At 71.4% G+C, this 14,327-nt stretch carries 15 protein-coding genes and 1 pseudogene; 4 read left to right on the plus strand and 12 right to left on the minus strand.

Annotation, left to right across the window (positions count from 1 at the left end; genetic code table 11):
- The 10 genes and pseudogenes from ACX28W_RS42710 to ACX28W_RS42755 form a co-directional block, all read right to left on the minus strand.
- Positions 1-134, minus strand: a pseudogene (locus ACX28W_RS42710) (sulfate adenylyltransferase subunit CysD); the annotation flags it as partial.
- Positions 131-667 (minus strand): adenylyl-sulfate kinase, encoded by a 537-nt coding sequence (gene cysC, locus ACX28W_RS42715; RefSeq protein ID WP_459005501.1) that lies wholly within the window; start codon positions 665-667, stop codon positions 131-133. The gene cysC and the pseudogene ACX28W_RS42710, both read right to left, overlap by 4 nt.
- Before the next feature lie 74 nt (positions 668-741).
- A complete protein-coding gene (locus tag ACX28W_RS42720; RefSeq protein WP_459005489.1) occupies positions 742-1,461 on the minus strand; it encodes a phosphoadenylyl-sulfate reductase in 720 nt (239 codons plus the stop codon).
- Positions 1,458-1,637: a hypothetical protein gene (locus tag ACX28W_RS42725; protein WP_362087211.1), complete on the minus strand. Its 180-nt coding sequence runs from the start codon at positions 1,635-1,637 to the stop codon at positions 1,458-1,460. The genes ACX28W_RS42720 and ACX28W_RS42725 overlap by 4 nt, the downstream gene beginning before the upstream one ends.
- The gene (locus tag ACX28W_RS42730) at positions 1,634-3,328 is read right to left on the minus strand and encodes a nitrite/sulfite reductase (protein WP_459005490.1); all 1,695 of its coding nucleotides are present in this window, start codon (positions 3,326-3,328) and stop codon (positions 1,634-1,636) included. The genes ACX28W_RS42725 and ACX28W_RS42730 overlap by 4 nt, the downstream gene beginning before the upstream one ends.
- Before the next feature lie 135 nt (positions 3,329-3,463).
- Entirely contained in the window at positions 3,464-3,547 is an 84-nt protein-coding gene (locus tag ACX28W_RS42735; RefSeq protein WP_309486338.1) for a putative leader peptide, read from the minus strand.
- A 172-nt stretch (positions 3,548-3,719) separates the two neighbouring features.
- Positions 3,720-4,292 (minus strand): GNAT family N-acetyltransferase, encoded by a 573-nt coding sequence (locus tag ACX28W_RS42740; protein ID WP_459005491.1) that lies wholly within the window; start codon positions 4,290-4,292, stop codon positions 3,720-3,722.
- Between the two features lie 64 nt (positions 4,293-4,356).
- The gene (locus ACX28W_RS42745) at positions 4,357-5,712 is read right to left on the minus strand and encodes a hypothetical protein (RefSeq protein ID WP_459005492.1); all 1,356 of its coding nucleotides are present in this window, start codon (positions 5,710-5,712) and stop codon (positions 4,357-4,359) included.
- Positions 5,713-5,884: 172 nt separating this feature from the next.
- Entirely contained in the window at positions 5,885-7,258 is a 1,374-nt protein-coding gene (locus ACX28W_RS42750; RefSeq protein WP_459005493.1) for a GAF domain-containing protein, read from the minus strand.
- 284 nt (positions 7,259-7,542) lie between these two features.
- Positions 7,543-9,180, minus strand: coding sequence for an acyl-CoA dehydrogenase family protein (locus ACX28W_RS42755; protein WP_459005494.1), 1,638 nt, complete (start codon positions 9,178-9,180; stop codon positions 7,543-7,545).
- 17 nt (positions 9,181-9,197) lie between these two features.
- Here ACX28W_RS42755 and ACX28W_RS42760 point away from each other — a divergent pair, with 17 nt between their 5' ends.
- Positions 9,198-10,379: a YihY/virulence factor BrkB family protein gene (locus tag ACX28W_RS42760; protein ID WP_459005495.1), complete on the plus strand. Its 1,182-nt coding sequence runs from the start codon at positions 9,198-9,200 to the stop codon at positions 10,377-10,379.
- A 43-nt stretch (positions 10,380-10,422) separates the two neighbouring features.
- Here the strand turns inward: ACX28W_RS42760 and ACX28W_RS42765 are convergent, their stop codons facing one another.
- The gene (locus ACX28W_RS42765; protein ID WP_459005496.1) at positions 10,423-11,283 is read right to left on the minus strand and encodes an NAD(P)H-binding protein; all 861 of its coding nucleotides are present in this window, start codon (positions 11,281-11,283) and stop codon (positions 10,423-10,425) included.
- A 104-nt stretch (positions 11,284-11,387) separates the two neighbouring features.
- Here ACX28W_RS42765 and ACX28W_RS42770 point away from each other — a divergent pair, with 104 nt between their 5' ends.
- Together ACX28W_RS42770 and ACX28W_RS42775 are read left to right on the plus strand one after the other, a co-directional pair.
- On the plus strand, positions 11,388-12,323 hold the full coding sequence (locus ACX28W_RS42770) for an AraC family transcriptional regulator (RefSeq protein ID WP_459005497.1): 936 nt from the start codon (positions 11,388-11,390) through the stop codon (positions 12,321-12,323).
- 1 nt (position 12,324) lies between these two features.
- Positions 12,325-13,041, plus strand: a complete 717-nt coding sequence (locus ACX28W_RS42775; protein ID WP_459005498.1) for a helix-turn-helix domain-containing protein — start codon at positions 12,325-12,327, stop codon at positions 13,039-13,041.
- Here the strand turns inward: ACX28W_RS42775 and ACX28W_RS42780 are convergent.
- Positions 13,024-13,425: a VOC family protein gene (locus ACX28W_RS42780; RefSeq protein WP_459005499.1), complete on the minus strand. Its 402-nt coding sequence runs from the start codon at positions 13,423-13,425 to the stop codon at positions 13,024-13,026. The genes ACX28W_RS42775 and ACX28W_RS42780 overlap by 18 nt on opposite strands.
- Before the next feature lie 166 nt (positions 13,426-13,591).
- Between ACX28W_RS42780 and ACX28W_RS42785 the strand changes: the two genes are divergently transcribed.
- A complete protein-coding gene (locus tag ACX28W_RS42785; protein WP_459005500.1) occupies positions 13,592-14,233 on the plus strand; it encodes a hypothetical protein in 642 nt (213 codons plus the stop codon).
- The last annotated feature ends 94 nt before the right edge of the window (positions 14,234-14,327 follow it).

Here is a 14,327-nt window from a genome sequence, read left to right on the forward strand (position 1 = left end):
AAGAGGATCACCGGTCGTTCGAACTCGCCCGCGACCTCGCGGAAGATATGGACGGCCTCGGACTCCAGCGCGTCCAGGTGCGACAGGGAGTACGGCTTTTCGGTGCCTTCGTGCACGGTGACGGCGGTCGTCATGCGAGACCCCTCTCGGTGAGCAGCGCATGCAGCGCGGCCGCGGACTCCTGCACGGACTGGTGGTGCGACTCGATGCGCAGATCGGGCGACGCGGGCTCCTCGTAGGGGTCGTCGACACCGGTGAGCCCCGAGATCTCGCCCGCGGCCTGCTTGGCGTACAGCCCCTTCACGTCCCGCTCGCTGCACACCTCGACCGGGGTCGCCACGTGCACCTCCAGGTACGTGGTGCCACCGCTCCGGTGCCGTGTGCGCACCGCCTCACGGCTGTTCGCGTACGGCGCGATCACCGGGACGAGCGCCTTGACGCCGTTGCGCGCCAGCAGCTCGGCGAGGAAGCCGATCCGCTGCACGTTCGTGTCGCGGTCGGCGCGGGAGAAGCCGAGGCCCGACGAGAGGAACTCGCGGATCTCGTCGCCGTCGAGCACCTCGACGCGGTGGCCCTCCTCGCGCAGTCGGCCGGCCAGCTCGTACGCGATGGTGGTCTTGCCGGCACTCGGCAGACCCGTGAGCCAGACGGTGGCTCCGGTCGTCACTTGCTTCTCCCGGGAGTTGTGGGGGTTCTCGCCGGCCGCGGCGGTCGCGGTCGTCGGCGCGGCGGTGGTCGTCGTCATTCGTGCAGCCCGCACTCGGTCTTGGCGCGTCCCGCCCAGCGGCCGGCGCGTGCGTCCTCGCCCTCCAGGACCCGGCGGGTGCAGGGCGCGCAGCCGACGGAGGCGTAGCCGTCCATCAGCAGCGGGTTGGTGAGCACCCCGTGCTCGGCGACGTACGCGTCCACGTCGTCCTGCGTCCAGCGGGCGATCGGCGAGATCTTGACCTTCTGGCGCTTCTCGTCCCAGCCGACGACCGGGGTGTTCGCCCGGGTCGGGGACTCGTCGCGGCGAAGCCCGGTCGCCCAGGCGTCGTACCTGGTCAGGCCCTCCTCAAGGGGCTTGACCTTGCGCAGCGCGCAGCACAGGTCCGGGTTGCGGTCGTGCAGCTTGGGGCCGTACTCGGCGTCCTGCTCGGCGACCGTCTGGCGTGGGGTGAGCGTGATGACGTTGACGTCCATCACCGCCTCGACCGCGTCCCGGGTGCCGATGGTCTCCGGGAAGTGGTAGCCGGTGTCGAGGAAGACTACGTCGACCGGGCTGTCGCCGGGCCTGGCACGGGAGGCGAGGTGGGCGACCACCGCGTCCTCCATGGAGGAGGTGACGCAGAACTTCTTGCCGAAGGTGTCGACCGCCCACTGGAGGATCTCCAGGGCGGAGGCGTCCTCGAGGTCGCGCCCCGCCTGCTCGGCGAGGCTCTTCAAGTCCTCGCCCGTACGCTCTTTCTGAATCGTCGTCATATCTCTGCCCCTCCACGATCGTCCTGCCGAAGTCCCCGGGAGAGCAGCCCGAGGAACTTCAACTGGAAGGCTCGATTGCACGCCGCGCATTCCCACGCGCCGTGACCCTGCTCGCTCGGACGAAGGTCTTCGTCACCGCAGTAGGGACAGTAGAAAGGGGCAGCTCGCTCGCTCATGACAAAGCCTCCTCGGAGGCGCGGGCGGCCCAGGTGGCGAAGCGCTCGCCGTCTTCGCGCTCCTCCTGGAAACGCTTCAGGACCCGCTCGACGTAGTCGGGCAGCTCCTCCGACGTGACCTTCAGACCACGGACCTTGCGTCCGAAACCGGCCTCCAGGCCGAGTGCGCCGCCCAGGTGCACCTGGAAGCCCTCGACCTGCTCGCCCTGGTCGTTGAGGACCAGCTGGCCCTTGAGACCGATGTCCGCGACCTGGATACGGGCGCAGGCGTTCGGGCAGCCGTTGATGTTGATGGTGATCGGCTCGTCGAACTCGGGGATGCGGCGCTCGAGTTCGTCGATCAGGGAAGCGCCGCGCGCCTTGGTCTCGACGATCGCGAGCTTGCAGTACTCGATGCCGGTGCAGGCCATGGTGCCGCGCCGGAAGGGGGAGGGATTGACGGTGAGGCCGAGCGCTTCGAGGCCTTCGGCCAGCGACGCGACCTGGTCCTCCTCGATGTCGAGCACGATCATCTTCTGCTCGACGGTGGTCCGCAGCCGGCCCGAGCCGTGTGCCTCGGCCAGCTCGGCGATCTTCGTGAGCGTGGCGCCGTCCACGCGGCCCACGCGCGGCGCGAAGCCGACGTAGAAGCGGCCGTCCCGCTGCCGGTGCACACCGACGTGGTCGCGCCAGCGGGCGACCGGCTGGTCCGGGGCGGGGCCGTCGACGAGCTTCCGCTCGAGGTACTCGTCCTCCAGGACCTGGCGGAACTTCTCCACGCCCCAGTCGGCGAGCAGGAACTTCAGGCGGGCGCGGGTACGAAGGCGCCGGTAGCCGTAGTCACGGAAGATCGAGATGACGCCCTCGTAGACGTCCGCGACCTCGTCCAGCGGGACCCAGGCGCCCAGGCGCTGGCCGATCTTCGGGTTGGTGGAGAGGCCGCCGCCGACCCACAGGTCGAAGCCGGGGCCGTGCTCCGGATGGTTCACGCCGACGAAGGCGATGTCGTTGATCTCGTGCGCCACGTCGAGGAGCGGCGACCCGGAGATCGCGGACTTGAACTTGCGGGGCAGGTTCGAGAAGTCCTTGTTGCCGATGATCCGGCGCTGGATCTCGTCGATGGCCGGGCTGCCGTCGATGATCTCGTCCTCGGCGATCCCGGCGACGGGCGAGCCGAGGACGACGCGGGGCGTGTCACCGCAGGCCTCGGTCGTGGACAGCCCGACGGCCTCCAGCCGGTCCCAGATCTCCGGGACGTCCTCGATGCGGATCCAGTGGTACTGCACGTTCTGCCGGTCGGTGAGGTCGGCGGTGCCGCGCGCGAACTCCTGCGAGATCTCGCCGATGACGCGCAGCTGATCGGTGGTCAGCCGGCCGCCGTCGATTCGGACGCGCAGCATGAAGTACTCGTCGTCCAGCTCCTCCGGCTCCAGGATCGCGGTCTTGCCGCCGTCGATCCCGGGCTTGCGCTGGGTGTACAGCCCCCACCAGCGCATACGTCCGCGGAGGTCATTGGGGTCGATCGAGTCGAAGCCCCGCTTGGAGTAGATCGTCTCAATGCGTGTCCGCACATTGAGACCGTCATCGTCCTTCTTGAACTGTTCGTTGCCGTTGAGCGGGGTGAAGTGACCCACGGCCCACTGACCCTCGCCACGGTGACGACTCACCTTGCGGCGGGGCGCGGCGTCGGGATTCTGCGGGGTGGCGGCCATGGTTGATACGTCCTTCGGGACTGCGGGACAGGAAGGAGGGCGGCTCTTACCTGCACAAACGGACACATACGGAAGTACGCGCGCGTCATTGCGCAGAGCGAGGCAAAGGGGAAAATGTCGGCTGGGCCGGGGCTGTCAGCTCGCCGGACAGATGGCGCTGGACATGCGGCCGAGGTCGACGTGCCGCCGACTCACCAAGGCAATTCCAGTTCCAGACATGACGGAAGCGTGTCACGGGGATCTCCGGACAGTCCACCATCATCCATCATGTGGACACCCTTGTCTCGAATCGCGGGACGGGGGTGTCGTCGGTCACACGGCCGGGTATTCCTTGGCGTCCCGACAGGCCATGCGCAGGGTGCCGGAGCGCCGTCGGAACGCCGTCGCCAGGTCAGACGGCCCGCGCCCCCGGCCAGGGCCCGGGTGCGGCCTCCTCCGGCTCCTCCTCCACCTTGGTGTCGAAGAGCTTGAAACCGCGTCGCAGATAGTTGTCCATGGCGTGCTCCCCGTCCTTGCTGCATGTATGCAGCCAGACACGCTTCGTCTCGGCCCACCCCGGCCGGCGCTCCGCCAGGTCCCAGGCCCGCGCGACCCCGTACGAGAGGAGATGGCCGCCGATCCGCCGGCCGCGGAAGGCGGGGATCAGCCCGAAGTAGACGATCTCCACGACGCCGTCGTCCTGCGGGTCCAGCTCGACATAGCCCGCGGGCGTCCCCCGGTCGTAGGCGACCCAGGTCTCCGCGCCCGGCCTGTTCAGGGCCTGCTGCCACTGCTCGTACGTCCAGCCGAGCCGGTCGGTCCAGCGGATGTCCCCGCCGACCGACGCGTACAGGAAGCGGCTGAACTCGGGCGAGGGGACCTCGGAACGCACGATCCGGACGTCCCCGTCGGGCGCGATCGCGGGCAGCAGGTCGGTCGGGGCCGTCTGCTCCAGGGACCAGGTGGTCACAGTGACGTTGCTCATGCGGGTCAGGGAACCACGGGGGCACGCTCGCCTCCAAAGCCGACCCCGCCTCCCGGGGGCCTCGCTACCCCAGCGACCTGTCCACCGAGGCCAGCGGAACGGCGTACAGCACCCGCTCCGGCACCGAGTCCGCCCCCGCCCCGCTCAGCGTCCACAGCTCGCCGGTCTGCGGCCAGTACGACAGGGACGCGGTGTGCTGCCCCCAGCAGGCGTACGACTGGTCCGCGGTGCACCGGACCGCCTTGGCGCCGCTCCCGCTCTGCCGCCAGAGGGTGCCGTGCTTGCCGCCGCTGTCGGGTGCGTGGCCGACGTACCAGTCGGCCTTGCGTGCCCCCGCGGGCGTGTGCGAGAGGACGCCCGAGAGTCCGACGGCCTCGGTCCGGTAGGCCTCGGCCGCGTCGACGCGGCCCAGCGAGTCGCTGCCGAGCAGGCCCGTGCGGTCGGCTGCGGCGCTGTAGGAGTACCGCCAGACACGAGTCCGGTCCGTGCTCCCGGAACCCTCCGTCGCGACCAGGCTGCCCGGCGCCGAGGTGCGGTCCAGTGAGAGGGAACCGATGCAGGGGGCGGAGTTTTCGCCGCCGCAGGTGCCGCCCGCCGGGCTGTACGAGCCGACGGCCGGCAGCACGTACTGATAGCCGTGCGCGGAGTAGCCGCCGCGCACCTTGCCGATCGCCTCGCTGTCCACCCCGGCCCGCAGGACGCGGTGCAGGTCGAAGACGAGCAGACCCGCACCGTCGCGGGCGGTGACGATCAGCTTGTCCTGGTACCAGACCATTCCGCCCATGTCGGCGCGGACCGCGCCGAAGTCCTTGCCGCCGTCGAGCGGGGCGACGAGCAGCACCCAGCGGTACGTGAGAGCCGCCGGGTCGGATGCGTCGATGAAGGCGACACGGCCCAGGCCCTCGTCCCGGGCGGGTTCGCCCGCCGCGCGGTCGTTGTGGCTCCAGCCCGCCACGATGACCCGCCGTCCGCCCCACTGGCCGTTGTCGTCGCCGTCGCCCGAGGTGGTGACGGAGCGGGGCAGCCACTCCTGGGTCCGCGCGTCCTCGCCGGCCCAGCAGTACGCGCGCGTGGCGACCGGCTCGAGGGGCAGCGCGGCCCGCTCGGTGCCGGAGCAGTCGGCCTTGTCGCGCATCGTGTGGTCGGCGCCCGTCAGGACACCGGAGACGCCGACGTTGCCGCCCATGTCCTTGGCGAGCGTGTCGAGGGTGTCCTCGGCGACCAGGTTCTCGTGCAGCCGGAGCCTGCCGATCTCCGAGGAGGAGGTGACCGGAGTCAGCGCGCCCGGACTGTTGTCGCCGGTCGCCTGGGAGGTGCTGATCAGCGTCGCGGCCGCGGTGAGCGCGAGGGCGGTTCCGGCCAGGGTGGCGCGCAGCGCCTGTCCCCTTCGCCTGCGACGGTGCCTGCCGCGGTGCTTCATGCGTCCTCCCGAGGAAGGCCAACTGCCTCTCATGGCCAGAACGTTGACGGAGAGACAGGTGGGGTGGCCTGTGAGGGGATGCTACGGCAGAGAGTCACGAGCCCGGTCGAAGACCCCCGAAGACGTCCGCGAAATACGCTCGTCACGGCTCTTTAAAGACACGCCCGGCTCTTTAAGGACACGTCCGGTCCTTTAGGGGCACATTCGGCTCGTTGGGGCACGTTCGGCTCTTCAAGGGCGCATCCGGCCCTGTCGCGGTGGAAGGGGAGTCGGTGAAGCGCGCCCCGCATACCGCCGGTGCCGTGGAGTGCGGGAGCAGGTCCCGGGGGTTCTCCGGGAGGAGCAACTCGACCTCGGCGTCCTCGCGGAAACGATACGGGCGGTGTTCCAGAAAGGCCCCGAGATAGCGCCGTACACGCGACATCTCGGCCCGGACCGTCACCGTACGGCCGGGGTCGTCGAACAGGTCGGCGGCGAGGCCCGCGGCGCTGCGGCCGGTGGGGCGGACGGCCAGGAGGTAGAGCAACTCGGCGTGCCGAGGGCTCAGTTCGTGGCGCCAGGTGCCCGCGTCAGACGCGACAGTGATCGACCAGCGGCGCGGGTGCGCCAGGTCCAGGACGATCCGTGTGGCCCCGGGGGGTGCCGGCTCGTCGGCGGCCCGGATCAGCCAGCCGCCGGGCAGCGGCTCCAGCACGCACAGTCCCAGCGTCGGCAGCCAACTCCGCCCCGGGGACGGAGCCTTGGGCAGCGCGAGCCGGTTCGTGTACGGCATCCCGGTGACCGCGGCGGTCCAGCCGTCCTGGTCCACCGCGACGGCGCGCCCGCCGAGCCGGGCCAGCACCGGCGCCGCCACCGCGCGCAGCCGCTCCAGCGAGGTCAGATGCAGGTCCCGCAGCCGCGCCTCGGCGAGCTTGGCCACGGAGGCGACCAGGGCGAGCGTGGCCGGATGCAGGGTGTCCAGCGGCCCGCTCACATCCACGACGCCGATCAGACCGCCGTCGCGCGGGTCGGTGATCGGCGCCCCGGTGCAGGTCCACGAATGGTGGGTGCGCACGAAGTGCTCGGCGGAGAAGACCTGGACGGGGCGGCGGGCGACCAGCGGGGTGCCGACGCCGTTCGTGCCGACGACGTCCTCGCGCCAGTCGGCGCCGGGCTCGAAGCCGAACCAGTCGGCCTTGCGCAGCACGGGCGAGCTGCCCTCGCGCCACAACACCCGGCCCTCCGCGTCCGCGACGACCATGATGTGGTGGGCGACGTCCGCGACCGAGAGCAGCCCTTCGCGCAGCACCGGCATGACGTGCCGCAACTCCGAGGTCTGGCGCCGCCGCTCGACCTCCTCGTGGACGAGCAGCCCGGCCCGGAAGTCGTGGTCGGGGTCGACACCGCAGCGCAGCATGCGCTCCCAGGACTGCTCGATCACCGGGCGCGGCGCGACGGGGGCGGGCTGCCCGGAGAGCGTGGCGTCGCGCACTTCGCGGAGCACGTGCGCGGCCTGTGCGGCGTCCAGGGCGGCGAGCCGCTTCACGTCGATCCGCGAGTGCGCCACTGGATCCTCCCCGGACGGGCTGCGGCCCTTGTACGCAGCCCCTTTCGGCCACGGGTCTTCGGGCCCGTACTGACTGCTGTCCTCATAGTGCCGCCCGGCACCGGCGGAGGGACACAGTCCGCCCACAGGCGAGAGAAAGTTGCAACCCCTTGCAACCCTGGCGAACAGTCGTACGGAGTCCGAAACTTGAGCAACGCCGCCGTGCGGCGTATGCGCTCCTGGCAACGGGGCCGGCGAGCGGGGGTGGTGCCGTGTCGGCGCGGCACCACCCCCGCACCGCCGCTTCACGCGACCGGTCGTGCCCGCTCCACCACGGTGGCCAGATCCAGACTGTGCGGCAGGGTGCCGAAAGCCGCGCCCCAGTCGCCACCCAGGCGTGAGGCGCAGAACGCGTCGGCGACCTCCGCGGGCGCGTACCGGACGAGCAGCGAGCCCTGGAGCACCAGCGCGATGCGCTCCACCAGCCGGCGGGCCCGGCCCTCGATGCCTTCCAGGTCGGCGAGTTCGGTCAGCAGGTTCTTGATCGCGCCGTCGAGGCGGTGGTCGGCGCCGCGGGCCCGGCCCACCTCCCGCAGGAACGCGTCGAGCGCCTGTGGTTCCCGCTGGAGCGCCCGCAGCACGTCCAGGGCCTGTACGTTGCCCGCGCCCTCCCAGATGGAGTTGAGCGGCGACTCGCGCAGCAGCCGCGGCATACCGGACTCCTCGACGTACCCGTTGCCGCCCAGGCACTCGAGCGCCTCCACCGCCACGGATGTGCAGCGCTTGGTCACCCAGTACTTGGCGGCCGGCACCGCGAGCCGCAGGAAGGCACGCTCCTGCTCACCGTCGTCGTCGTACGCCGCCGCCAGCCGCATCGCCAGCGTCGTCGCCGCCTCCGACTCCAGCGCCAGATCCGCCAGTACGTTGCGCATCAGCGGCTTGTCGATCAGCCTGCCGCCGAAGGCCTCCCGGTAGGTGCAGTGGTGCACGGCCTGCGCGACGGCCTGCCGCATCAGAGCGGCCGCGCCGAGCACACAGTCCAGGCGGGTCGCCGAGACCATCTCGATGATGGTGCGCACCCCGCGCCCCTCGTCCCCGACCCGGCGCGCCCAGGTCCCGTCGAACTCGACCTCGCTCGACGCGTTGGACTTGTTGCCGAGCTTGTCCTTGAGCCGCTGGATGCGAAACACGTTGCGCGTGCCGTCCGCCAGCACGCGCGGCACCAGGAAACAGGTCAGCCCGCCCGGGGCCTGCGCGAGCACGAGGAAACCGTCCGACATCGGCGCCGAGCAGAACCACTTGTGTCCCGTCAGCTCGTAGGTGCCGTCCTCGCCGAGCGGCCGCGCCGCCGTCGTATTGGACCGTACGTCGCTGCCGCCCTGTTTCTCTGTCATGCCCATCCCGAAGAGCGCACCGGCCTTCTCTGCGGCGGGCCGCAGCCCGGACTGGTCGTACACGGTGGACGTCAGCCGCGGCTCCCACTCGGCGGCGAGCGCGGGGTCGGTGCGCAGCGCGGGCACCGCCGCGTGGGTCATCGACAGCGGGCAGCCGTGGCCCGCCTCGGCCTGCGTCCAGACGACGAAGCCCGCCGCGCGCCTGAGGTGTCCGCCGGGGCGGTTCCAGGCCGCCGTCAGCCCCGCCGACACGCCCTTGCCGAGCAGTCGATGCCAGGCGGGATGGAACTCGACCTCGTCGATGCGGTTGCCGTAGCGGTCGTGGGTGCGCAGCTTCGGCGGGTTCTCGTTGGCCAGCACCCCCCACTCCTGCACCTGAACGGAGCCGGTACTGACGCCGAGGGCCGACAGCTCCTCGCGCGCCTCGTCGACAAGAGAGGGATCCAGGTGCCGCTCGACCGCCTCCACGAGGGCCCGGTCGGCGGCAAAGACGTCATATCCCACCAGGGGCGGAGCCTGGTTGGTCACGGTGTGGGTGCTGGCTGCCATACGGATACGGTAAGGATGTGCACCAGGCAAAAGAAACACCTGAACGGCCTCCTTCGGGCCGCTTCCACCGCGCTCGCGCGCTGTACAGAAATGTGTCGAAGCGCAGGACCGCCTGGCTGCTTCTCAAGGACACCGTCAACTCCTGCATGGAGTACCGGATCCTGGGGCTGGCGGCCGAGGCCGCCTTCTTCACCCTGCTGTCGGTACCGCCGCTGCTGCTGAGCATGATCGGACTGCTCGGCTACGTGGACGACTGGACCGGCGCCGACTCGATCGCCGGCCTGGAGAGCAACATCCTGGAGGCGTCCCGCACGGTGCTGTCCGACAAGGGCGTCGCCGAGATCGCCCAGCCGATCCTCCACGACGTGATGAAGGGCGGCCGCCCCGACGTCATCTCGCTCGGCTTCCTGTTCGCCCTGTGGTCGGGTTCCCGCGCGGTGAACGTCTTCATCGACACCATCACCGTGATGTACGGCCTCGACGGCGCCCGCGGGATCGTGAAGACCCGGCTGATGTCGTTCCTGCTGTTCATCGTCGCGCTGATCATCGGCTCGGTCGCGCTGCCGCTGATGGTCGCGGGCCCGGACGCGGTGGTGAACATCGTGCCGTGGTCGACGACCCTCGTGCAGGTTCTGTACTGGCCGGTCGTCATCGTCCTGTCGATCGTCTTCCTGACGACGCTCTACCACGTGTCCGTGCCGGTCCGTTCCCCCTGGGTCGAGGACGTGCCGGGCGCCCTGGTGGCCCTGGCCATGTGGGTGCTCGGCAGCTTCCTGCTCCGCATCTACCTGATGAACACGGTCGAGGGGCCCACGATCTACGGCTCACTGGCCGCGCCCGTCGCCGTCCTGCTGTGGATCGGCGTGTCCGCGTTCGCGGTCCTGGTCGGCGCCGCGGTCAACGCCGCGATCGACCGGATCTGGCCGGCCGCCGCCACGGCCGCCGCCCGCGCCGCGAACGAACGCCTGCGTGAGGAGCAGGCCGCCGAGTACGTCGCCCGTGCCGCCGCCTCCCGCGCGGCCGACCCTGATCCCGACGACCCGGACATGCCCTCCGAGTTCCCGGAACGCTGGTCGCGCTTCCTGCCCCCGGAGGACGTGACGTCCCGGCTGCGGACGCATGTGAAGAGCACGCATCACCCGCATCAGCCCCATCCTCAGCCGCACAAGAACGGGGAGGTTCCCCCTCGTGGGGAGTGACGCAGCGGTTGGGGAGTGACGCAGCGGCCATGGCCTTTGGCGTCTATGCCTTCCAGACCCCGGCCGCGGCCGCCTCCCTGACGAAATCCGAGAAGTCGCGCGGCTCGCGGCCCAGGATCTGCGGGACGCCGTCCGAGAGGTAGGAGTTGCGGCCGTCGAGGAGGCTCTCGAAGAGTTCGACGAGGAACTCGGCCTCCTGCGCAGGCACCCCGAACCCGGCCAGGGCGTCGCCGTACCGGCGCGCCGTCACCGGGACGTACGTCAGCTCGCCGCCCGTCACCTCGGCGATCTCCGCGACCGCCTCCCGGAAGCTCAGCAGCCGGGGCCCGGAGAGGGCCAGATCCCGCCCGACGTAGCGGTCGCCCGCCGTCAGCGCGGCCACCACGACGTCCGCGATGTCCCGCACGTCGATGAACGGCTCGCGCACCTCACCCGCCGGGAACACCAGCTCCCCGTGCCGTAGCCCGTCCACCAGCGGGCCCTCGCTGAAGTTCTGCGCGAACCACGCGGCCCGTACGACCGTCCAGCCCGCGCCCGACGCCCGCACCGCCTCCTCGGTCGGGTGGGCCCGCTCCTCACCCCGCGACGACAGCAGCACGAGCCGCCGTACGCCGAGCCCGACCGCCTCCCGCGCGAAGGCGCCGACCGCCTCGGTGGCGGCGGGCGAGCCGACATCGGTGGGGTAGGCGAGATACGCCGCGTCGGCGCCCCGCAGGACGTCCGCCCACGTCGACCGGTCCGCCCAGTCGAAGCCCTGGGCGCGGGACGCGGCCCGCACCGTGAGCCCGGCCGCCCGCGCGGCCTCGGCGACCCGCCGCCCGGTACGCCCCGAGGCCCCGGTGACCACCACGGTCGTGTCCTGTGTATCCCGCATGTCCTGTGTACGGGCTGTGTTCTCCGTCATGCGGCCAGTGAATCGCCGAGCGGTCCCCGCGGCCCATCGGTGAAGGGCTCATTCCCATACGCGAGCGTCTACGACAGTTCCCCGGGGCCGATTACGCTGACGCCATGGACGCACTCGCCGGCCTGTTGGAGGGCCCCCGCGCACGGGGCGCCTTCATGATCCGGGCGTGCTTCGACCCGCCCTGGTGCATCCGCGTCGAGGACCGCGCCCCCCTGACGATCATGCTGGTGGTCCGCGGCGATGCCTGGGTGATGCCGGACGAGGGCGAACCGCTGCGGCTGCGGGCCGGCGACCTCGCCATCACACGCGGCCCCGACCCGTACACCTGCGCCGACGCCCCCGGGACGGCACCCCAGGCGGTGATCCTGCCGGGCGGTGGGTGCGCCTACCCCGACGGGCGGTCGCTCAAGGGCCACTGGGACCTCGGCGTACGCAGCTGGGGCGACCGGCTCGAGGGCTCCACGGTGCTGCTGATCGGGACGTACATGATGCAGGGCGAGGTCAGCGGCCGGCTGCTCGACGCCCTGCCGCCGCTGCTCTCGCTCACCCAGGACGTGTGGGACTGCCCGCTGACGCCGATCCTCGCCGAGGAGATGGGGCGCGACGAGCCGGGGCAGGAGGTCGTCCTGGACCGGCTGCTCGACCTGCTGATGATCGCCGCGCTGCGCGCCTGGTTCTCCCGCCCGGAGGCCGAGGCCCCCGCCTGGTACCAGGCGCTCGCCGACCCCGTCGTGGGCCGGGTGCTGCGGCTCCTCCAGGACGACCCGGCGCACCCCTGGACGGTGGCGACGCTCGCCGCGAAGGCCGGGGTGTCGCGGGCCGCGCTGGCCCGCCGCTTCAGCGACCTCGTGGGCGAGCCTCCGATGACGTACCTGACCGGCTGGCGCCTCGCCCTGGCCGCCGACCGTCTGCGCGAAACGGACGACACCCTCGACGCGATCGCCCGCCACGTCGGCTACGGCAGCGCGTTCGCGCTGTCCAGCGCCTTCAAGCGGGTGTACGGGGTCAGCCCGCAGGAGCACCGGACGCGGGCGGCGTAACGTGACATCCGAGTACGCGCAACGAGCCTCGCGGTTGCCGGGCGCCGTGGTGTGGACCCGGGGGACATCGGGTTCTTCGGCGGGGTCGGTGGACTCCTCGGTAGCGGCCGTTCTGCCCGACGGCTGCATGGACCTGCTGTGGCACGAGGGGCGGCTGCTGGTCGCCGGGCCCGACACACACGCGTACGTTCCCGAAGACGCGACCGGCCCCTGGGCCGGCGTCCGCTTCTACCCCGGCACGGCACCCGCGTTCCTCGGGGTGCCCGCGCACGAACTGCGCGACCGGCGCGTCGACTTGGCGGACCTGTGGCCCGCCGCGCAGGTGCGGCGACTGACCGCGCGCGTGGGCGCGGCCGCAGATCCCGCGCAGGCACTGGAGGACGTGGCGCTGGACCGTGCGGCCGACGTGGAGCCCCCCGATCCCCTGCTGCGGGAGCTGGTGGCGGCCTTGGACGAGGGGCGGCCGGTAGCGGCCACCGCCGACCGACTCGGCCTCGGCGCACGACAGTTGCACCGCCGCTCGCTGTCCGCCTTCGGGTACGGCCCCAAGACGCTGGCCCGCGTACTGCGACTGCAGCGGGCGCTCGCCCTCGCGCGGGCCGGGGTGCCCTTCGCGGAGACGGCGGCCCGGTCCGGATTCGCCGACCAGGCCCATCTGGCCCGGGACGTGCGGGAGTTGGCGGGGGCGACCCTCGGCGGGCTAGTCGGCCGAGGGTAGCCGGGCGAACAGGTCCACGCCGTTGCCGTCCGGGTCGAGCACGACCGCGTACCGCATGCCCCAGACGGCGTCCCACGGTTTGAGCTCGCCGTGGTGACCGGCGCCGACCAGGGTCTCGTACACGGAGTCGACCTCCGCGGGACTGTCACACACGAAGGCAAGGCCGACCCTGCCGCCCCCGGCCGACGGCTGCCACTCCGGGTGGAACGACCGGATCGTCTCCTCGGTGTCGAGCGCCAGCCGCAGTCCGCCGGGCAACGCGGCCTCGACATGCGGCTGGTCCTCGGAGCCCTCGGGGAAGACGAGCCCGAGGCGGCGATAGAAGGCGAGAGAGGCGGCCATGTCGGTGACGACCAGGCCGATCAGATCGAATCGTGGAGTCATGCCGTCACGTTAGGGCCCGCCACGGGCGGGGGTCTTGAAGGAATCGGACACGGTCTGGCCCCCGCACCTTGCACGGCCCCGCCCCGTGCTGTGCACAGAAAAAAGGGCGACTTCAGTCCCGGGTAGTTGACGAGTCTGTGGAACACCTGTGCGGCAGGATGGGCGCATGAGTCGACCTCTGCGCGTGCTGCTGCTTCCGCTGGTGTTGCTCCCTGTGCTGCTGACGGGGTGCGGTACGGAGAAGGTCGGCGCCGGAACGGACGCCGCGACGACCACCGTCCCCGACCGGGCCGAACTCGAGGCCCGCGCCCGGGCGTTGCAGATCGCGCCGGAACTCGTGTACGTCACGGAGGCCCCGGGCTTCACCCTCGCCCAGCAGTCGGTCGGTGTGTACGGCGGCGACGGCTTCTCCGCCGCCTACTGGTCCGAGAAGAGCGGCGCCCAGATCCAACTCTCCGTGGACCGGGACACCATGACGACGGCGAGCTGCCCGAAGCAGCCGGGCGGCGAGGTGTCCGACGAGCGCACGGTGTGCGAGCGGGACGGCTCCGCCTGGTACCGGAGCGGGGGTGGGCAGCACTCGTACGCGGTCGCCGAGAAGGGGCACGTCGTCCGGGTGAGTGCCGATGAGCGCGCGGTTTCCCGGGCCGTTCTGCGCGCCGCCGTCGAGTCCGCCCACCGTCCGGACACCGGCGAACTGGCCGCCGTCCTGCCGCCCGCCCCGACCGCCGTCGCGCCGGTCGAGCGTGGTGACCTTCCCCCGGTGGGGGACGGGGCTCCCGACAACGAGGTGGGGACGACGGGTTGAGGGCAGCCATAAGGCTTACTGATCGTTTCAGAATGAGGTTCGGAGTCGTCTCAAGCAGATGATGCTGCAGGCGAGTTGGAGTAGGCCGAGGTGG

It is taken from the genome of Streptomyces sp. SD15 (assembly GCF_054462255.1).